The organism is Gardnerella sp. KA00243, from assembly GCF_049244105.1.
Lineage (GTDB): Bacteria > Actinomycetota > Actinomycetes > Actinomycetales > Bifidobacteriaceae > Bifidobacterium > Bifidobacterium leopoldii.
Genome location: NZ_CP058375.1, coordinates 1,137,189 through 1,157,739, shown reverse-complemented (window position 1 = coordinate 1,157,739; position 20,551 = coordinate 1,137,189). Strand labels below are relative to the sequence as shown.

Here is a 20,551-nt window from a genome sequence, read left to right as displayed (position 1 = left end):
TGTTTGTATCTCTAATAAAATCCATATATTACTTATAAAAATTGATGCGTGAAAATAGATCTGCAAAAATAGACTTATATTAGGTTGCAAAGTATGTGATAAAACGAAAAAATAGCTGTTTAAGATATGTTTGTTTATTTAGACATAGTTTTATAGCAATGCGTTATTTTATGTGTTTCTATAGGCTTTTATTTTATTAATATAAACAAAAGGCGACTGCACTTCATACGCAATCGCCTTAAATGTTTTTATTTTGTAAGTTTTAAAGCAATCGTAAGAATATTTAAAACTTACTACTTAACCCGTTATCATACAGTTGTTGAGTAATTAGACATCTGCTGAAGGAATGGAATTGTAGATGCGGCCCAAGGGAAAATCCACTGGAATAATGCTAATACAATGAAGAAATAAATCAGAATCGAAAGAATCCAACGAATCGCTGTAATACCTGGTTGTATGCGCAAAAGACCGCCAAAAATGCTTGCATCAGGCTTTTTCTTTAATCCAGAATGAATAGCGCGAAGTTCTGGCCATTGCCAAGCGATTGCTCCTGCTGCGAAAATCATCACATACACTAATAAAACAACCACCATAACTGGCACTAGTGAAGAAAGATGAGAAACTAGAGATTGTTGCTCATTGTTAATAAACTTCACTTTTCCTTGCTCATCAATAGTAGAAAGTTCTTTTGGAATGCCATCGCTAATCTTTGCCCAATAAGCGAATTTTGCGTAGCTAATCCAGCGATGAGTTGCAGCAGTATACTTAGGTTCGCAAGTTGTAAGAGTAAGCATACGTTTTGTTGGTTTCTCACCAGGATGATCAGGATTTGCATCAATAACTTCACCGTGATCTGGTGTAACAATCTTGTAAGAAGTGTACTTATAGACGAACCAATAATCCTTTGTACGAACTACTATTGCGTCGCCAGGCTTCAGTAAGTCTACATCTCCCAATGGCTGACCATAACCATTTCGGTGACCTGCTACTGCGAAATTACCTATTGCGCCAGGCATTTGTGTGGTTGGATAATGACCTAAACCACGCTTGCTTAAGATGTCTGGCGTAATGCCTTCTACAACATTTCGTTCCCACTGATTTCCAAAACGTGGTATGTATAAACGAGCTACAAGGTCTTCAGACTTTGGTTTGCTTAAAGCAGGTGGGTCAGTATTCTGTGGTAAAGCAATCTTCGTTTTATCGCCAGTTTTTGGGTTTTGCCAAGATATTGCTTGACGCGCCTCTACTTGAGTGTGCTCAGCCTGCTCTCCAGTCCACCACATTTGCCATGCAATGTACAATGCGCAAATAACTGCAAAAGCTATCAACAGTTCGCCAATAATTCCAGCGGCTTGCCACCAGAAATTCGAGCTGCTACGCTTCGTTTTTCCTTCCTGCATATTAGCAGATTGCATAGTGTGCTACTCCTTTATTGATGTATGAAGACTTTGCAACATATTTTATTTGTTTAGCACTTTAGGAACTGTTGCGTACCTTAATGGTTGCAACAAGGCCGATGCTTCGGGGAATCGCAGATTATTCTTTTTCTCCACTTTCCATCCTAATCCAAACGAACTTACATACTCCTTGTAGGTGTGTATGGCTGGTGAATTGTTTAGAGCATCAACCATGCTATCCATTGGACCAATAGCAGATATTTTATACGGTGGCGAGTACTGATGACCTTGCAACATAAGAACGTTACCAATACAAACAACTGCGGAGTTAAATAATACTCGCTGATCCTGAATAGTTATTGCTTCTGCTCCGCCGCGCCACAAAGCATTTACTACAGCTTCAATATCTTGCTGGTGGATTACGTAATCATTAATATTTCCGGATGTTCCGGAACCATTAACTGCGCCTTTCCATAGAGGAGAGTCGTTAAGAGTTACAACAATTCCAGGTCCTTCAAGTTTTGGAAGTACGGTACTACTTCCAGTATCAGAAGATTCTTTTCCTTCACTAGTGCTGCTGCCGAGCGTTTTATTAAGTAAATTAATTTTAGAATCTAAAGATTTTATATCTTCTCGTAAATTTTTTGTGCGCTGCGAATTTCTTTCAACCATTTGACTCGTATTAGAAGTCACAAAAGCAGAGCGGTTTACGCGCAAATTAAGAACGAATAAATAGCCGGTAAGAAATACTGCAACGGCAACAGCAAAACTGCTTAACAGCGAGTGTTGAGCACGATGTTTCCCAGTTCTCTTAGCCATATTTTATCTTCATCCTTCACGCGTTCGAGTGTAACCACTATTATAGCGTGTAGCCGATTGATTGGAGAGTTACAGTTATGGCTGATGAAGAATTGCACACGACTGCAGCTGACGACGCTGCAAAGAAGAGCGATACGTCAAATGAGAATACTTATGGCGTTCCTATGGACGAAGTTGAAGCAGTGTTGAATGCTACTGCGGATAAAGCAACGCTTTCTCCACAGATTCAGCAAATGATGCAGAGACAAGCTGAAAATAGGCGACGTGTCGAAGAAAGCATTAAAGGCACAAAAGCTAATGCTGCATGGTTTGTGCCGCTGTTCTGCACATTAATGGTCGTTGGATTAATTTGGGCTGTTGTTTATTATTTGAACCCTGTGCTTCCAATTCCTGGAATTGGTGCATGGAATTTAGTTATTGCATTAGTAATAGTAATGACTGGATTCATTATGACAATGTGGTGGCGTTAGTCTGTAAAACAAACTGTTTAATATGTTTTAAAAGTAGCTATGCAAATGTTGCGTAGCTACTTTTTTGTTGCTGCTACTGCTCGAATAAGTATGTGATTTTTATTGTTATCAGTTGTTGCAATAATTCTTGTATTTCCGCCATCTTGTAGGTTTAATTTTTTGCGCAATGCTTCTACAGGTATTGGAAAGTTACGAGTAACAATATTTGCATGAGTAATATCAGCAAAAGTTTGTTTTATTTCGCGTTTATTCATGCTGCATACATTTTCAATTTTCCATGTCTTTCCTGGAAATTCTGAGTAGTATTCTTCCGATACGTAAACATGACTATTCGCACTGATTTGTTGTATATTGTATTGAGTTTCTAACAATGAAAAACAGCCAGCTTTCATGATTGCTGCATTCGGCTCATAAACGTATTGCGACCATTCTGGCCAGTTATTTATATCTAAATTTTCATCTTTTTTATTATTTTCTTCTCTATTATTTAAAACATTTGATTCAGGCTGTATTGACACCTGATTTGTTGAAGTATTGTAAGTTGCTTGTATAACAGTTATCTGATCATCGTTTGCACAATATACTGGTACCTTTGTGTGCTGAGAGTTACTAAGTATTATCAATAGTTCTTTGCACTCGTTATTATGTGCGACTATATGTACGGCTTCTACATTGCCACTGAAATCACTAACTGTTTTGTGCCAATCAAGCATTGGAGAAAGTTTAATAATCACTATTTCTGCTTTAGCGAGCAACTGATTTTTAAGATCTAATACGTTTGGAGTGCAATCTTCAATAGCGTATGTGCGAGATCCTTGTTTGTTACGGCGAGCTGGATCGACGTATATTACCGTTGACTTAGGAATATTTTTGAGTGCATCAAGGCTATTGTTGTTGTAGCACTTTACGTTTGTAATACCAAGTGCATTCATATTGTGATGTGCAATGCTAGAAAGTTCGTTTTGCTGTTCAATACAAATAACAGAATCGAAAACTTCAGACATTATTGTGCAATCAACGCCAAAGCCGCCAGTAAGATCCACAAGTGTGCTACTAAAATTTTCTGAATTTAATTTGTTGAGTAATTCTTTTGCAACATTTGCCTTGTATTGTGCTGTTGATTGAGAAGAACACTGTTCCATAGAAATATGCGCAGGGTATATAACTTCGTTGCAGGAAGCCCATTTTGGCAGTTTTTGTTGCGCAATCTGTCTACCTGCTATTTGGTTAATTGCAAACGGTATGTCGATATTCGCGTTGCGTGGAGCTTTAAGAGCAGCTTTGCTTGGCGACAATTGTGCGTTTTCTTTAATAAAAGTGAGTGTAGAAGCGTTTGCTGGTTCTATTGTTTTTGGAACTTGAAGTGTAGACATGAATCTCATTCCTTATGGAGGTGTAGAAAATTTTAGAGCAAGTAAATTTTAAAATTATGTAGTTGATAGTTTAGTCCACAAAAAACTTAAATTGTGGATAACTCTTATAAACTTGTGCACAGGTTCACAAAAGGCAAGTTATCAACGTTTGTGATTAACTATGTGGATAACTTATATAGTTGTCACCAATTTAGGCACAACTTATACACAATCCTGTGCACATTGGTGGAAAACTACACGTGTGTAATTTAATAAATCATGCCTTCAAACAAAACATTGCACAAGCAGTGAGAATAGCAAATAGTGATACAAAATATACTAAGAAACGCGTATTAAACGAAGCTTTTTTAAGTAGCGGATTTTGTACTCCGAGCAATGCTGCAATTGCAGTACCTGAAATTAAGCCTCCAACGTGTGATTGCCAAGCGATATTAGGTACAATAATTGGCATAGCGAGAGTAATAGCAATCCAAATAATTGTTCCTCGCATGTTTTCTCCTAGTCGCCATTGTGCTACGAGAAGTGCACCTATAAGCCCCATAATAGCTCCCGAAGCACCGTATGAAGCAACGAACCAATTATTAGTGAGTTTGCACCATACGATATCAGCTACGCTTCCGCCAAAGCCGGATATTAAATACAATCCAAAAAACTTCCATTTACCGAAGAATCGTTCTAATTCAACTCCGAGCGACCAAAGACATAGCATATTGAAGAAAATATGGGTTAAATTTGGTGCGTGAACAAACATTGATGTGAACCAAGTCCAAGGTGTTTGTAACGCAGTAATTGGAAGAAACGCAGTATAGCTTATTAGAGTCGAATAATAATTTGGATATGCAAAGTTTAGTACCATTTCCAATATCCAAATAAAAATGCATGAATATACTAAAATGGCTGTGGTTGTGTTAAAACGAAGTCTTATATTATTTAAAATATTTTTAATATCAAAGTTGTGCATATGCTTATGATATCGGTTTTACTTCACAAATTTAATCAATAACATTATTTAAAAAAGATGCAACTCTGAAGAAAAGCAACTATGATAGTTATTACGCGACAAAAAGCGGTATAGATTGTTGACTTGGACGAGCAGGTCAGCTTAACCGGAAAGGAGCCATCATGGAGAACAGATCCTCTGGCGGTTGGAAGTTCTTTGCACTGCTCTTCGGAGCACTGCTCGCAGGTATTGCTGCGTTGTATGTGTACAAGCAGCATAATCCTGATTATGACCCTTGGGAGGAACCATGGGAGAACAGTTCTTCGCCAATTGACCTAGGGTTAGAAAAAGAAGAGAAAGAAGCTAACGATACTCCTGCCGCTGAGGCATAAGTGACATTTGCTTTATACAGTCCAAAATAAAGGCGATTGCGTATATTCGTAGTCGCCTTTATTTGTAATTACTAAAGAATTGTTGCAAACAAAAGCGTTTGTCTTACATGCAATTTAACTAAAATCTACACAAAAAGGCGGAAACTGATTAACAGCCTCCGCCTTTTATTTTTTATGTATTGCTATTAGAGAATACTCAATTACTCAGCAACAGGTGTTGGAAGAGCACCAGTGTGCCAAATGCGATCGAGGTAATCTTCGATAGAGCGGTCAGAAGAGAAGTAACCAGAGTTGGCTACATTCAAGACTGCCATGCGAGCCCACTTCATTGGATCGCGGTAAGTTTCCTCAATCTGAGCCTGAATATCCATGTAAGAGCTGAAGTCAGCCATTGCCATGAAGTAATCATGGGTAAGCCAATCGTTAACGAGTGGCTCATACACGCTCTTGTCGCCGTTGGAGAAGGTGCCGTCAGCAACCATATCCACAGCAGTCTTCAAGCGAGGATCAGACTCATAGTACTTACGGGAGCCGCCGTGATCATAGCCTTCAGCGTAGAGCTTCTCAACCTCGTCAACGGTCATGCCGAAGAGGAAGAAGTTCTCAGCGCCAACGCGCTCACGAATCTCAACGTTTGCACCATCGAGAGTACCAACAGTCAAAGCACCGTTCAAAGCGAACTTCATGTTACCGGTACCGGAAGCTTCCTTACCAGCCTGAGAAATCTGCTCATCCAAATCGGTGGCAGGAATCAAGTTCATAGCAAGTTCAATGTTGTAGTTCTCTGGGAAGAACACTGCAAGCTTGCCCTTGCATGCTGGATCGTTGTTTACAACGCGAGCAACATTGTTAATGAGCTGAATCGTAAGCTTTGCCATAGCATAGCCTGGAGCGGACTTAGCGCCGAAGAACACGGTGCGTGGAAGCATCTTGTCAACGTCGATTGTGCCATTCTTGATTCCAGCGTATGTGGAGATAACCTGGAGGATCTTCATGGACTGGCGCTTGTACTCGTGCAAACGCTTAACAATGGTGTTAAACATAGTGTCTGGGTTGATTTCAAAGCCATACTTCTGCTTTGCGAAATCAACGAAGGCAAGCTTGTTCTGCTTCTTAACTTCGGCAAACTTCTTAACGAATGCCTTGTCGTCAGCCAATGGCTTCAAACCTTCAAGAAGCTCCAAATCACCCTGCCATGCGTCGGTGCCCAAGCCCTCAGTGATAAGAGCAGACATGCGTGGGTTGCTCAAGCGCACGAAGCGACGAGGAGTTACGCCGTTAGTAACGTTCTTGAACTTATCTGGGTAAACGCTGGAGAAGTCCTTCAAAGTGACATCCTTCAACAACTCAGAGTGAAGCTCAGCAACACCGTTAACGTAAGAACCGCCGTAGGTAGCCAAGTAAGCCATGCGAACTACAGCACCTTCGCCATTTTCGTCAGCGTCGGTAGCGATGCGCATGCGCTCAACCTGATCCTCAGCAACGCCCTTACCGCGAAGCTCGTTGCGGAACTGCTCGCTAATGCCCTGAATGATCTCAAGGTGGCGTGGCAAAAGTTCGCCGATAAGCTTGGCTGGCCAAACTTCCAAAGCTTCTGGAAGCAAGGTGTGGCAAGTGTAGTTGAAGGTCTTGGTGGTGATACCCCAAGCGGTGTTCCAATCGTAGCCGTACTCGTCCATAAGAACGCGCATAAGCTCTGGAATGCCGATAACTGGGTGAGTATCGTTCAACTGGAAGTTAATCTTGCTTGGGAAGGTGGTGAGATCCGGCTTATCCTGACCTGGGTAGAATACGCGGATAGCATCATGAATAGAAGCAGCTACGAAGAAGTACTGCTGCTCAAGACGCAAAGCCTTACCTTCTGGAGTGGAATCTTCTGGGTAAAGAATCTTAGAAATGTTTTCCGCTGCAACCTGTGGCTTAACAGCGTCCAAGTACTCGGACTTGTTGAAGGTGAGCAAATCAAACTCGTCGTAAGACTTAGCAGTCCACAAACGAAGAGTGTTTACGCGACCAGAATTATAACCTGGAACCATGTAGTCAACTGGTACTGCACGAACAGACCAAGCTGGCTTCCAAACGCGCTTGCCGTTTTCTTCTACAACTTCACCACCGAAGTTGACGCGCTGGTCACGACCATAATCAATGTGACCCCATGGCTCTTCATTGCTAAGCCAGTAATCAGGGGTTTCAACCTGCTTACCTTCTTCATCAAAGCGCTGCTTGAAGATGCCGTAACGATACTGGATGCCGTAGCCAAATGCTGGAACGCCAATAGAGGCGAGTGAATCGATGAAGCAGGCTGCGAGACGACCCAAACCGCCGTTACCTAAACCTGGTTCATACTCAGCATCGATAACAGCCTTTGGATCAAAGCCAAGCTTAGTAACAGCCTTATTGAATTGATCAGTAAGACCAGCGTTCAACAAAGCGTTCTCAAGCTGCTTACCCATCAAGAACTCTGCGCTCAAATAGCCCACAGCCTTGGTGTTGCCATTAACCATGTCATGCTGAGTCTGCATCCAAGAGTCCATCAAGTGACGACGAACTGCGGTAGCAGCGGCAACATACACATCTGCCGTAGTGGCCTGCTCTGGCGTTACACCCTGGGTGTACTTGAGGTGCTCTTGAAGTTCTTTGGCAAATGCCGTCGCAGTAGTTTTGGCTTTCGGCGCGACGTGTTTAGTCATATTTGACTCCTTGTGCCGTTTGATATATTTCCTAAAAGTGTGCAGTCTAAAACTTTGTGTTTAGACAATTAAACCACCACCATTTTGCAGATAACCTTTGCAGATAACTACAAGAGGCATGTGAATGCACACGATAACCCCAAGAATACCACAACCTAACCCCTTTAAATATTTGTATATAACGTCTTAATACAAATATATTGCTGAAAGTAGGTTGTTTAGAAGATAATAAAAAGTATGTCAGTAATACTTGAACGAGATATAAAACGAGGACAATGTGCTTGGCAATCCTGGCGCGAATCAGCTATTAAAGCACTTGGCGATGGCGTAGAAGCTACGCAAATAAATAGTAATATTTTAAATATCTCTTTAAGCGACGAAGCTTTAGCAGTTAGATATTCGCTATATCTTCTTGAAAATAAGGTGCCTGGGTGTGCAGTAGAAGTAAGAGTTGCGCCTTTTGGTGCAGTAAAAATTTTGGAAGGACCAGCTTCGGATCCGCATAATCTCACGCCGCCAGATGTTATTGAACTTGAGCCTAAAGTATGGCTTCGATTAGCGAGTGGTGTTACTAAATGGCATCAGGAACAGGACTTTGGCAACATAAGTGCAATTGGCGAGCGTGATGATTTAAGCGATATTTTGCCGTTGTAAGTTGGCTTTAAGCAGCTTAAATTGCGTATTTACAGCATGTATTTACAAATATCCTGGGCAAACAGTATTTCGAATGCCCAGGATACGTAAATAAAATAATTTTAATAAAATTTAATTTTTAATTGTCGTGTTTGTGTATGAAGTTTGGAATTGGCATAGGGATATGATGATGCACTGGCGTGTGCGCTCCCGAGTTTGTAGAAGAGTTTTCGCTGCTAACGGCTTTTGCAGCTGCTTCCGCAGCCCACTTGGCATACTCGTCTAAATCATCTTCGTTTGAAGCATCAACGGCATCATTTTCTTGATCTGTGTCATTCTCTTCTGGAAGATATGTATCTTCCTCATAGCTTTCGCTCGACGCAAATGGATCGAAGGATCCTTGTCCGGGTTCGCTGGAATTAAGTTCCTTAGCAAGCTCGTCATAATCCGTATCGGTCGTCAGGTATTTGAGCTTACGGGCAATTTTCTGTTGCTTTGCCTTCTGTCGTCCGCGGCCCATCTGACCCCCTCTAAAAATTAAGTAACAATCAGTTCATCACACAAGAGCGTACCACTTAACCGCAACCGAGTATATTGTCTGTGTAAACTTTTACCATAAAAGCCATATTTTCAGCGTAAAAATACGCACAATTAAGGAGCCTAAAATGCCGGAAGAAGCACAGGTTACAGCTGCTGGTAATGAGATGAGCGCAAGCTTCCTTGCAGCGCGTAAACGTTCAGATGCAACGCTTGAAAAGTTAAAAGCTAGCCCTTCGTCTTTTACTATGCTTACTGGAGATCGCCCAACTGGCCGTTTGCATTTAGGACATTATTTTGGATCTATTCGTGAGCGTGTTGCAATGCAGCAGCGCGGAGTAAAAACTAATATTATTATTGCAGATTATCAAGTAATTACTGATCGTGACACTACTGAGCATATTGAAGATAATGTTTTGAATTTAGTGCTGGATTATATGGCTGCCGGAATTGATCCTGAAAAAACAATGATATTTACTCATTCCGCAGTTCCTGCAGCAAATCAGCTTATGTTGCCTTTCCTTTCGCTCGTTACAGAAGCAGAATTACACAGGAATCCTACTGTAAAGTCGGAAATGGAATCATCTGGACATGCTTTAACCGGATTGCTCCTTACGTACCCAGTGCACCAAGCTTGCGATATTTTGTTTTGCAAAGCTAATGTTGTGCCGATCGGTAAAGATAATTTGCCGCACGTTGAAATCACTCGTACGATTGCGCGCCGTTTTAATGAGAGATACGCAAAAAAGAATCCAGTGTTCCCAGAGCCAGCAGCAATTTTGTCTGATGCTCCTGAAATTCCAGGATTGGACGGACGAAAGATGAGCAAATCTTACGGTAATTCGATTATGCTCGGAGCTACTGCCGAGGAAACTGCCAAATTAATTAAGAAGAGTCCAACTGATTCTGAGAGGATGATTACTTTTGATCCAGTAACTCGTCCGCAAGTTTCTGCGCTTCTTACTACCGCAGGTTTAGTTACAGGCAGGGATCCTAAAGAGATTGCTGAAGAAATTGGCAACGCTGGTGCTGGCGCATTGAAAGCTTACGTAATTGAAAATGTAAATAATTTCTTGGCACCTCACCGTGAGCGTCGTGCAGAACTTGCAAAAGACATGGATACTGTTCGAGACATTTTACATGACGGCAATAAGCGTGCAAATGCTATTGCAGAAGAAACGCTTTCCCAAGTGCGAGATGCTATGGGAATGAAGTATTAATTAAATTTCAATAAGTAAAGTAATAAAAAATAAAGCCGCTCGCAAGAAAACTTGTAAGCGGCTTTTTGTTAAAAATTAACGGGCTGAAACTTAGAACATCACACGTCGTAACGCCAGCTTTTATCTGTAATAACGCGTGCTACAGCAAGACCAATAGGTAAGCAAATAATTACCATGAAAGCGCGGAAAGTCCAGTCTAACGCCGGAAGCGTGTGGAATTGACCAAGATAAAACATTGCGCGATACATATAAAGTCCAGGAACCATAATTACGATAGATGGAACCGTAAGACCTATTCGTGGATAACCCAAATATTGAGGCGCTAATCCGTGACGAACGATAGTTCTCCAAGCAGAAGCTAGCAAACCTGCCAATAAAGCACCGCTGAAAGCTGCAATTTCGGCAGCAACTCCAAAATCTGTCATAGTTAAGCGAAGAGTATCTGTAATAGCGCCAATAATGCCAGCAACTATGCACATGCGTTGTGGAGAATTAAACAGCACTGAGAAGCCCCATACTCCGGCAAAAGCTGTAATAAGTCGAAGAACTGTGTTAAGCCAAGGGTTTAATCCGAGAGGAGGGAAGCCTTGAGGATTGAGCTGTACAAGGCTTGCAACCGTCCATCCTGCAAGAGTTCCCATCAAAATAATCGCCATTGTGTAACACAGTCGTTGAATTCCTGAAGGGAAATCAATTTTTGCAATATCTAAGCCGCCTGTAATAAGAGGGAATCCAGGAATAACAAACAACACTGAACCAATATATGCAGTTGTATGATTGAGCGCGCTAGGGTCAAAGAAGCCAATAAGACGTAAAGCCCCAATGCATGATAGTGCACCTATTGCAACAGCTACGAATGTAACTACAAACTGGTTTAGATGCTTCATAAACATTCTGCGACGAATATAGTGACCGATTCCTGCTCCAATAAAAGCACCAATCATGTCGTAAATGCCGCCGCCAAGCAAGAACGCAAAGGATGCGCAAGCAACTGCCGAAGCAAGACCAGCAAACCACGGTTTGTATAGCGGTTTCCTATTTTTAATCAAATCAAGACGGTCGTGTACTTCCCTAACTGTAAGAGGATGATCATTTTTAGATTCGTCATTACTATTAGATGCGTTTACGTGCGAAAAATGTTCAGCGTAAGCACTTTCTGGCTGCAATGCAAAAATGCCGCGTGGTTTTTCTTTTTTTATAGCTTCTTGCAACGCTTTCTTTTTTGCAATTTTAGTAGCATTTTCTTCAGACTGCTTAGCTGTTTGTACAATGGTATGTTCGTCGTCGCTCGCTTGCAATGTGTCAACTAATTCCTTAGAAACAGCAGCTTTAGAGTGATATAAAGAATCGTTTCCAAGCTTGACGTTAAACCAATCTGCAAAATGTTCTAGAAGCCAAATGCGCTCAGTGTTAACACCTGTGGTTGGAAGATCTACAACTTCAGTAATTCGCTCATGCTTATCAGTACAAGTTGCTTCAATATCTGTGAGATTCACGTCCGCGCGCACATGTACACCCATTGGTTCGCCGATTCTGTGCATAAGCTCGCGAACTCGGTAGCTTCCTGTGCCTGCTCCTAAACCGAGCGCACCGACGCGAATAATAATACTCGATTTCGCAGCAATTCCTGCTTGCGTAACTGGCTTATCCCAATCTCGCTCAACATCGTCCATATCGAGTGGAATAGCATGAGTATGAAAACGCCCAGAAGGTTTTCCGACTATATGACCAGTCGAAAGAATTTCAGGCTTATCGCAATCGCAGTTGTTGATGCTGTTGTTGTGTGTATTATTCTCAATATTATTCTCTGCTGTACTCACAATTTTTTAGTATACGCAACCCCGTTGCCGAGTTATATTTTGTTGATAAATCAGCATTCTTTACTACGTCCGGTGGTAGTTTCACAATTAACTTGGTATCTCGCTGGAAACAAGGCTGTGGGCTTGCAACTTCTGACCTACATAACCGCGGAGGAGCCGCGGAAGTCAGACGACCAAGCAACCTTAGTCTGGCGTAAGGAGGTCTGATGGCAACAGAAAATCAGCAGGTTACTCCGGCAGACGCAACTATTGTTACGTCTGGTTTAGGGCGAAAAGGCCCAGAGGAGCGTGACCTTCCAGCATCACTTAAGCAAGACATGGATTTGTGCTTGCATATTCTTCGCGATGTTCTTGGCGAATTTGATGAAAAATTATTAGCAGTATTCGACGATGTGCGTTTGAATGCTGTAGAAGCTAGTGCAGCTCATTTTGCGCAAATGGTAGACGCAAAAGTAACTGCAGATGATGGCTTAAGTAAAGCTGTTAGCAAGCTCAACGGAATGAATTTGCACGATACGCAGCTTTTAGCTCGTGCTTTCGCAACATATTTCCACTTGGCAAATTTGTGCGAGGAAAATTATCGTGTTTCTGTACTTCATCAGCGTGAATGTGAAGTTGAAGATTCGTTGCCGGTTGATCCAGTTAATGAACTAACTTGTGCTTATCACAAGTTGCTTACTGAAATGAGCCCTGCTGAAGCGAAAGAATTGCTCGCAAAGCTTGAGTTCCATCCTGTATTTACTGCGCACCCAACCGAAGCTCGTCGTAAAGCCGTTGCAGGTAAAATTCGCAGAATTTCGCAATTATTAAGCGAACATCATCGTTTAGGCGGATCTGATAAGCGCGAAAATTATCGTCGTCTCTATAACGAAATTGATGCGCTTCTTCGCACTTCTCCGATTGCTTTGAAGAAGCCAACTCCAGTTGAAGAAGCTGACACTATTCTTGACATTTTTGACGCTACTTTGTTTGACACGATTCCAGTCGTGTATCGTCGATTTGACGATTGGCTGCTTGGCAAGAAGGCTGGATTAGTTCCTCCGCGTTGCCCTGCATTCTTCCATCCAGGAAGCTGGATTGGTTCAGATCGAGATGGCAACCCTAATGTGACAGCTAAAGTGAGTCGTCAAGTCGCTCGAAAGTTTAGCGATCACGTGCTTGTGGCTTTGGAGAATCGTACTCGCAAAGTTGGAAAATGCTTAACTATGGAAACGCGCACAACGCCTCCAAGTGTGGAGTTGCTTGAGTTGTGGAATCGTCAGCGCGAAATGAGCGAACAGCTTACAGAAAACGCTTCGGATGTTTCTAACAGTGAGCCGCATCGTGCTGTAATGCTTGTAATGGCTGACCGTTTGCATCGCACTATTAGCCGCGATACGGATTTGATGTATCATTCTTGCGAAGATTTCATTGAGGATTTGCAAATTGTGCAACGCTCTTTGGCAGAAGGCGGAGATCCTCGTGCTGCATATGGTCCTTTGCAGGATTTGATTTGGCAGGCGCAAACCTTTGGATTCCACATGGTTGAAATGGAATTCCGTCAGCATTCTCTCGTGCATTCTCGTGCTTTGGAAGATATTCGCGAACATGGATTGCATGGCGAACGCGGTCCGCTTCAGCCAATGACTCGTGAAGTACTCGATACGTTCCGCGCTTTGGGAGCAATTCAAAAGCGCAACGGTATGCGCGCTGCTCGACGCTACATTATTTCCTTCGCAAAATCTGCTCAGCATGTACGTGACGTATTTGAGCTAAATCGTCTTGCTTTCGCTCATCCACAGGATGCGCCAACAATCGACGTCATTCCGCTGTTTGAGCAGCTTGAAGATTTGCAGAATTCCGTAAATGTGCTTGAGGAGATTATTAAAATTCCTGAAGTGCAAGCTCGTCTTAAGGCTACTGGTCGCAAGATGGAAGTTATGCTTGGATATTCGGATTCTTCCAAGGATGCTGGTCCTACTTCCGCAACGCTTGCTTTGCATTCCGCTCAGGAGCGAATTGCTCAATGGGCTAAGAAGCATGATATTGATTTGACACTGTTCCACGGCCGCGGCGGTGCTGTTGGTCGCGGTGGCGGTCCTGCAAACCGTGCAGTGCTTGCGCAGCCAGTTGGTTCCGTCAACTGCCGTTTCAAGCTTACTGAGCAGGGCGAAGTTATTTTCGCACGATATGGCAATCCAATTCTTGCTATTCGTCACGTTGAATCCGTTGCTTCTGCAACTTTGCTTCAGTCTTCGCCAAGTGTTGAGAAAACTAACACTGATATGACGAAGAAGTATGCAGATATGGCTGCAAAACTTGATGTTGCAGCTCATGAGCGCTTCCTTGATTTGCTGCAAACGGATGACTTTACTCCATGGTTCTCTACGGTTACGCCGCTTAGCGAGATTGGCTTGCTCCCAATTGGTTCTCGTCCTGCCAAGCGTGGTTTGGGTGCGAAGTCGTTGGACGATTTGCGAACAATCCCGTGGGTGTTCTCCTGGGCTCAGGCTCGCATTAACTTAGCAGCATGGTACGGTTTGGGCACGGCTTGCGAAAAGTTTGGTGACTTGGAAACTTTGCGCAGAGCTTACGAAGAGTGGCCGCTGTTCAGTACTTTTATTGACAATATCGAGATGTCTTTGGCTAAGACAGATGAGCGTATTGCTCGCATGTACTTAAGCCTTGGAGATCGTGAAGATTTGAGCGATAAAGTACTTTCAGAAATGCAGCTTACTCGCAAGTGGGTTTTGCAAATTGTTGACGACAAGTGGCCTTTGCAGCACCGTCACGTGCTTGGTCAGGCTATTCGTGTGCGCTCGCCTTATGTTGACGCGCTGTCTGTAATTCAGTCGCTTGCATTGCACAAGCTTCGCAACAAGGTAGACAAAGAAGAGCTTAGCGAAAGCCAGCAGGCAGAGTTCATCTACCTTATTCTTTGCACTGTTTCTGGTGTTGCTGCAGGCTTGCAGAATACTGGATGATTTTATAAGTTTATATGATTAAGAAAAGCCTTCGTGCTGCTTTATTAGCTGTGCGTTGGCTTTTCTTTTTACAATCATATTTTATAAATTTTGTTAGCTTTTATAGCATATTTTCTATTTAACACAGTAACGATAGAATATGTTTTATAAGTCGAAGTGTTTTTAAAATTTGTTGATAGCTTGTATTCGGCACCTTTGCGCAAGCGCATCAATACAAGGAGGTAATAATGCACGAGACAGTCAAAGAAGATCTTTTAGAAGAAGATTCACTTTTGGCTACATCTGTGTGGAGCGCGATGCTAGCTGGTAACCGTAAGTTTGCAGAAGGCTCATTAAATTGTGATGGACTTAGTGAAGAAACGAGATTATCTCTTGTTGAAGGTCAGCATCCTGGAGCTGTTGTTCTTTCCTGTGCTGACTCGCGCGTTGCTCCAGAATTTGTGTTCGGTGCCGGTTTAGGTGATATTTTTTCTGTTCGCACTGCAGGCGAAGTGCTTGATGATGCTGTAATAGCTTCGCTAGAATACGCTGTAAGCGATTTGGGAGTAAAAGTGCTTGTTGTGCTTGGGCACGAGCATTGCGGTGCTGTGCAAGCCGTTTTGCCGAATGTGCAAAAGCTGGTTTCTAAATACGGCGAAGATGAAACAAGCGAAATAATTGAGTCTAGCGAGTCAATATTGCTTCGTTCTTTAGGTCCTGCTGCACTTGCTGGTATTGAAGAAGAATTAAACACGGATGATATTGAACGAATCCATGTATCTAATATTCTTGCTGAAATATGTAATAAATCTCAAACTATTCGTGAATCCGCTTTTAATGATAACCTCATGCTAGTTGGTGCTAGGTATAGAATGAAGGATGGTTTGGTAGAGGTTCTTTCATGCTAAGTAGCATGTAGTCGCATTTTTAACAGAATTATTAATACGTTGTTAGGTTACAAATATGAATCAATCATCTAAAGATACGCTTGGTGCAAATTCTGCAAATTCCACTAATTCTGCGAATTATCTTTTCTTGCTTGTTGGAGCTCCTTTAGTAGCTTTTATTATTGCAGCTGCTCCTGCGTTACAGGGGCGACATCCTTGGTTTCTAATTGATACAACAATTCGAGGTGTTTCCGGCTTGTTGCTACAAGCGATACCTTTTACTCTCATAGGTGTGCTTGTTTCTGCTGCAGTAGAAACTTGGGTAACTGCTGATTTTATTGAGAAACATGCTCCAAAATCTACGGCAAACGGTTTTTTGGCTGCCATATTGGCTGGCGTTTGCGTGCCTGTTTGTGATTGTGTAGTAGTTCCAACGTTTTCTCGTTTAGTCGCAAGAAAACTACCATTGCCGTGCGCCATAACTTTTCTATGTGCAGTTCCTGTTGTAAATCCAGTATCTGTATTAGCAACATTTTATGCGTTCTCTGACGCTCCAGCTGTTGCTATTATGCGTATTGCTCTAGGTGTTGGTATTGCATTACTGGTTGGATTAACTTTTGTTATATTTCCTTCGAAAATCAATATTTTACGTAAGAAAATTTTAGTAGAAAACGAATCTTCTTTACATTGTTCTTGCGAATTGAATAACGAAAGTAATCTCACAAAAAATAATATTGAAAAGCCTAGTATTTCTGTGCAAATTCGCAAATATGTGCAGCATATACATCAGGATTTAATAAAATTAATTCCAATTATTGTATGTGGAACTATAGTTGCTTCTGTAATTCGCGCATGGCTCGGAGCTGATCCTGCTTCTCGCGTACAAGTGAGTAATGTGTTAATTGCTATTCCTGTAATGATGGCTATTGCGTACGCAAGCTCTCTATGCTCCAGCTCAGATGCTGTAATTGCAAGAAGTTTAGCAACATCATTGCCTATGTCGTCGGTGCTAGTATTTCTGCTGTTTGGTCCTATGCTTGATTTAAAGAATACGCTTATGCTCGTTGAGGATTGCCGTGGTAAATTTGTGTGGCGCTTAACATTAACTATTGCTTTTGCGTGCTTCCTAGCGTCATTATTAGCTCACTGGGCTTGGGGGTTCATCGCATGAAAAAACAAAAATGTGTTGAGCATAATGCTTGTAAAAAAATCACTTTAGCTCAATTGGTAGAAGCTATTTTATTGCTATTTTTTGCAGTCATAATTGCGGAAGTTACTTTAAGCGGTCAATATACGCTTTTTACTACGCCTAGAGCATATTATTATTTGTTAATTACTGCTATTTTGCTATTTATTCTGTCTATATGCGCTGCGATTGGATGGTTTTCTGTTTCTTCGCGCGATGTTTGGCGTATGCTTGTAGCTTTCGTTGTTCCTGCGCTACTTATTATTGTTCCTTTGCGTTACGCTCAAAATATTAGTGTAGATGGATTCGACCAGTATGCTGGTGGTCGTGCTATTGCTATTCGTAGCCAAAATTATCCTTTGCCAGGATTGTATGAAAAATCTCATGAGATAGCAGTTGATGATGATGATTTTGGCTCCTGGTATGACGAAATCGATCATAATGCTGCAAAATATGATGGATACACGATTACTCTTACAGGTTTTGTTAGCAGAGATTCTACGTTGAATGCAAATCAATTTAGGGTATCTCGTCAGCTTATGTCATGCTGTATTCTCGACATGTCTCCGTTTGGATTAGTTGCCGAAAAATCAAATATTGGCGAAATTCAAGATCATGAATGGGTGCGTGTTCGTGCACGCGTTTCTAGAGGCAATATTGGCATTCCTGGATATCAGCATCCTGGAGTTGTGCTGCACGTTATATCAATGCAAACAGCTCAAGCTCCAACTGGATATTTTTATCGCCCATAAATAATTTATCTTCGTTAATGGTGATAATTATTTTAGAATTGTTGATATCGCATAGAAGTAAACTAAGATAACAAGTATGGCGATTGGTTTTAATATTCTACTCATTATGATTTTTTTGCTATTTGGTTCCGTATTTGCGGCAACCGAATTAGCTTTAGTGAGCTTGAGAAGTTCGCAAATTGATCGCATGGAATTGCAGGATGCGCGTGGTGCTAGAGTTGCAAAAATTGCCCGCGATCCTAACACTTTTCTATCTGCTCTACAAATTGGGGTAACTCTTTCTGGCTTTCTTTCTGCATCGTTTGGTGAGTCTGCTTTAGCTCCGTATGTTGTGCCGGTTGTATGTTCATGGGGTGTTTCTTCGCACGTTGCTGGCCCACTTACAACAATCTTCCTAACTCTTGTTATTTCTTACTGTTCTATTGTTATTTCTGAATTAGTTCCAAAACGTATTGCTATGCAGCGTGCTGAGCAGATTGCGCGATCGGTTGTGCCGGCAGTTGATGTTTTCTCAAAGATTTGCAAGCCTTTAATTTGGCTTATTGGTAAGAATACTAACGGTTTTGTGCGCATTCTTGGCTTTGATCCTAATGAGAAGGAAAGCGAAGTTTCTGACGAAGAATTGCGTGTTCTTGTCAATAGCAATAAACGTTTAAGTCAGGATGAGCGCAATATTTTGGATGACGTGTTTGATGCTTCGGAAACTATTGTTGCTGAAGTGATGCGTCCTCGTGCTGATGTTGAGTTTTTGGATGGTTCATTGAGCCTTGAAGAAGCTGCCGCGAAAATTCGTGAGCTTCCGTATTCTCGCTACCCTGTTATTGGCAAAGATTTTGATGATGTTATAGGTTTTGTGCATGTTCGCGATTTGCTAGATGTGCGTGATCCAAATGCAAAAACTGTTGCAGATGTAACTCGCGAAGGAATTAGTCTTCCTGGAACTTCCAAACTATTGCCGAGCCTGGAACTTCTTCGTAAACGTGGTATTCATTTGGCTGTTGTCATCGATGAATATGGTGGAACTGACGGTATTGTTACGCTCGAGGACATGACAGAAGAGCTAGTTGGAGATATTCGCGATGAATATGATTTGCCTGGTGAAACTGAGCAAAATAATGTGAATAAAACAACTGCTTTTGTAAATGGTGTTGCAAAAATTGATGGCGGTATGACCATTGAAGATTTTGCTGACATTACCGGCATTGAGCTTGAAGACGGTCCGTATGAGACTGTTGCAGGCTACTTTTTAGCGCATACTGGTTCAATGGGAAGTGTTGGAGCTGTTTTGCATGATGCGGATGGTTACGATATGACTGTGACTGCGGTTGATGGTAGGCGTATTGCGACGATTGAAGTGCGTCGCCGCGCGTAGTTTAAGCCATAGCAGTAGAATAATAACGGTATTAACAAACCTAAGGAAGGATAGAACATGGCTTTGTTGCATATTTTGCCAGGTCTCGACGAAGCGGCCAGTGAAAAGGCTGTTGCCATTTTACAGAATCGTTTAAGCCACGAGCAGGAAGCTGCTTTGGTGCTTAAGCATGCGCATTGGAATGTTACTGGTTCAGATTTTATTGCAGTGCATGAAATGCTTGATCCACAGGTTGCTGAAGTTTTGGCGCAGGCGGATGAAACTGCTGAGCGAATTGCAACTTTGGGCGGTTCTCCACTTGGACGTGCTGATGATGTTGTTGCTGCTCGTACATGGAAGCGTTTTGCTTTGACTGGTCGCAAGTCCACAAAGGAGTATTTGCAAGCGCTTATTGAATACTATAACGATATGATTGCAGACGATCGCAAGGCTATCGCGGAGCTTGATGAGCTTGATTTAGTTAGCTCAAATATTATTCAAGATCATGTTCAACAGTTGGAAAAGTTCCAGTGGTTCATGCGTAGCCATCTTGATTAATTAACCTCTGTTTAATTTTTTGATTCAAACCGCAACATGCTATTTTCTTTTTTATGGCGTGTTGCGGTTTGACATTTTCTGTGTCTGTGCTAATGTAACTACTTGTATGTTTTAGGCGTACGAGTTGGGCCCGTAGCTCAGGTGGTTAGAGCGCATCCCTGATAAGGATGAGGTCGGAGGTTCAAGTCCTCCCGGGCCCACGGAATTGAGTGATTATTTCATTCAATACCGAATGGGGCTATGGCGCAGCTGGTAGCGCATCTGCTTTGCAAGCAGAGGGTCAGGAGTTCGAGTCTCCTTAGCTCCACGAACAGGGTTCTGATTGATTTTTCAATCAGAACTTTTTTGTTTATTAATTTATTTTTTTGGATTTGTTTTGGTTTTGCATTATTTAAGCTTGTGTTTATGAGAATGTTTCTCATCAAGGCTTCATGGTATATTAAAGAGACAAATAAATAATTAAAAGTCATTGTTAATTCCAAAATTGGGATTAACCAAAAATCAACATAAGTATCTTTACGCCGTGTATTGAGTGCGCTATTTAGGTTGCGCTCAGTGGGTTAACAAGGCGTGAAATCGTGTGT

General features: G+C 41.9%; 17 protein-coding genes and 2 tRNA genes. 12 read left to right on the top strand and 7 right to left on the bottom strand.

Annotation, left to right across the window (positions count from 1 at the left end; all coding sequences use genetic code 11):
- Positions 1 to 308: 308 nt before the first annotated feature.
- Positions 309 to 1,415 carry a class E sortase gene (locus HXT50_RS04365; RefSeq protein ID WP_004106114.1) on the bottom strand — a complete coding sequence of 369 codons (1,107 nt, stop codon included), beginning with the start codon at positions 1,413 to 1,415 and terminating at the stop codon, positions 309 to 311.
- A 45-nt stretch (positions 1,416 to 1,460) separates the two neighbouring features.
- Positions 1,461 to 2,216 carry a DUF881 domain-containing protein gene (locus HXT50_RS04360; RefSeq protein WP_004106116.1) on the bottom strand — a complete coding sequence of 252 codons (756 nt, stop codon included), beginning with the start codon at positions 2,214 to 2,216 and terminating at the stop codon, positions 1,461 to 1,463.
- 77 nt (positions 2,217 to 2,293) lie between these two features.
- On the opposite strand from HXT50_RS04360, the gene crgA reads away from it, so the two are divergent.
- Positions 2,294 to 2,686, top strand: coding sequence for a cell division protein CrgA (crgA, locus tag HXT50_RS04355; RefSeq protein WP_004106118.1), 393 nt, complete (start codon positions 2,294 to 2,296; stop codon positions 2,684 to 2,686).
- Between the two features lie 56 nt (positions 2,687 to 2,742).
- Here the strand turns inward: crgA and HXT50_RS04350 are convergent, their stop codons facing one another.
- Positions 2,743 to 4,059 (bottom strand): THUMP-like domain-containing protein, encoded by a 1,317-nt coding sequence (locus HXT50_RS04350; RefSeq protein WP_421777065.1) that lies wholly within the window; start codon positions 4,057 to 4,059, stop codon positions 2,743 to 2,745.
- Positions 4,060 to 4,315: 256 nt separating this feature from the next.
- The gene (locus tag HXT50_RS04345) at positions 4,316 to 5,020 is read right to left on the bottom strand and encodes a rhomboid family intramembrane serine protease (RefSeq protein ID WP_004106124.1); all 705 of its coding nucleotides are present in this window, start codon (positions 5,018 to 5,020) and stop codon (positions 4,316 to 4,318) included.
- Positions 5,021 to 5,181: 161 nt separating this feature from the next.
- Between HXT50_RS04345 and HXT50_RS04340 the strand changes: the two genes are divergently transcribed.
- Positions 5,182 to 5,391, top strand: coding sequence for a hypothetical protein (locus HXT50_RS04340; RefSeq protein WP_004106126.1), 210 nt, complete (start codon positions 5,182 to 5,184; stop codon positions 5,389 to 5,391).
- A 200-nt stretch (positions 5,392 to 5,591) separates the two neighbouring features.
- On the opposite strand, the gene HXT50_RS04335 is transcribed toward HXT50_RS04340, so the two are convergent.
- Positions 5,592 to 8,081, bottom strand: coding sequence for a glycogen/starch/alpha-glucan phosphorylase (locus tag HXT50_RS04335; RefSeq protein WP_004106128.1), 2,490 nt, complete (start codon positions 8,079 to 8,081; stop codon positions 5,592 to 5,594).
- 237 nt (positions 8,082 to 8,318) lie between these two features.
- Here HXT50_RS04335 and HXT50_RS04330 point away from each other — a divergent pair, with 237 nt between their 5' ends.
- A complete protein-coding gene (locus HXT50_RS04330; RefSeq protein ID WP_004106130.1) occupies positions 8,319 to 8,735 on the top strand; it encodes a sterol carrier family protein in 417 nt (138 codons plus the stop codon).
- Positions 8,736 to 8,853: 118 nt separating this feature from the next.
- Here the strand turns inward: HXT50_RS04330 and HXT50_RS04325 are convergent, their stop codons facing one another.
- Positions 8,854 to 9,234: a DUF3073 domain-containing protein gene (locus tag HXT50_RS04325; protein ID WP_004106131.1), complete on the bottom strand. Its 381-nt coding sequence runs from the start codon at positions 9,232 to 9,234 to the stop codon at positions 8,854 to 8,856.
- Between the two features lie 145 nt (positions 9,235 to 9,379).
- Between HXT50_RS04325 and trpS the strand changes: the two genes are divergently transcribed.
- Positions 9,380 to 10,471, top strand: coding sequence for a tryptophan--tRNA ligase (trpS, locus tag HXT50_RS04320; protein WP_004106132.1), 1,092 nt, complete (start codon positions 9,380 to 9,382; stop codon positions 10,469 to 10,471).
- 98 nt (positions 10,472 to 10,569) lie between these two features.
- On the opposite strand, the gene HXT50_RS04315 is transcribed toward trpS, so the two are convergent.
- Complete coding sequence (locus tag HXT50_RS04315; protein WP_064340440.1) at positions 10,570 to 12,291, bottom strand: threonine/serine ThrE exporter family protein; 1,722 nt, start codon at positions 12,289 to 12,291, stop codon at positions 10,570 to 10,572.
- 206 nt (positions 12,292 to 12,497) lie between these two features.
- Between HXT50_RS04315 and HXT50_RS04310 the strand changes: the two genes are divergently transcribed.
- The 8 genes from HXT50_RS04310 (at position 12,498) to HXT50_RS04275 (ending at position 20,274) form a co-directional block, all read left to right on the top strand.
- Positions 12,498 to 15,254, top strand: coding sequence for a phosphoenolpyruvate carboxylase (locus tag HXT50_RS04310; protein WP_421777064.1), 2,757 nt, complete (start codon positions 12,498 to 12,500; stop codon positions 15,252 to 15,254).
- A gap of 227 nt (positions 15,255 to 15,481) precedes the next feature.
- The gene (locus tag HXT50_RS04305) at positions 15,482 to 16,141 is read left to right on the top strand and encodes a carbonic anhydrase (protein ID WP_004119757.1); all 660 of its coding nucleotides are present in this window, start codon (positions 15,482 to 15,484) and stop codon (positions 16,139 to 16,141) included.
- 55 nt (positions 16,142 to 16,196) lie between these two features.
- Positions 16,197 to 17,291 carry a permease gene (locus tag HXT50_RS04300; RefSeq protein ID WP_004119759.1) on the top strand — a complete coding sequence of 365 codons (1,095 nt, stop codon included), beginning with the start codon at positions 16,197 to 16,199 and terminating at the stop codon, positions 17,289 to 17,291.
- On the top strand, positions 17,288 to 18,058 hold the full coding sequence (locus HXT50_RS04295; RefSeq protein WP_101885814.1) for a TIGR03943 family putative permease subunit: 771 nt from the start codon (positions 17,288 to 17,290) through the stop codon (positions 18,056 to 18,058). Before HXT50_RS04300 ends, HXT50_RS04295 begins: the two co-directional genes overlap by 4 nt.
- A gap of 76 nt (positions 18,059 to 18,134) precedes the next feature.
- Positions 18,135 to 19,430 (top strand): hemolysin family protein, encoded by a 1,296-nt coding sequence (locus tag HXT50_RS04290; RefSeq protein WP_004106139.1) that lies wholly within the window; start codon positions 18,135 to 18,137, stop codon positions 19,428 to 19,430.
- A gap of 57 nt (positions 19,431 to 19,487) precedes the next feature.
- Positions 19,488 to 19,967: a Dps family protein gene (locus HXT50_RS04285; protein ID WP_004106140.1), complete on the top strand. Its 480-nt coding sequence runs from the start codon at positions 19,488 to 19,490 to the stop codon at positions 19,965 to 19,967.
- A 126-nt stretch (positions 19,968 to 20,093) separates the two neighbouring features.
- Positions 20,094 to 20,167 (top strand) — tRNA-Ile (locus HXT50_RS04280).
- 34 nt (positions 20,168 to 20,201) lie between these two features.
- Positions 20,202 to 20,274: transfer RNA gene (locus HXT50_RS04275), tRNA-Ala, on the top strand.
- The last annotated feature ends 277 nt before the right edge of the window (positions 20,275 to 20,551 follow it).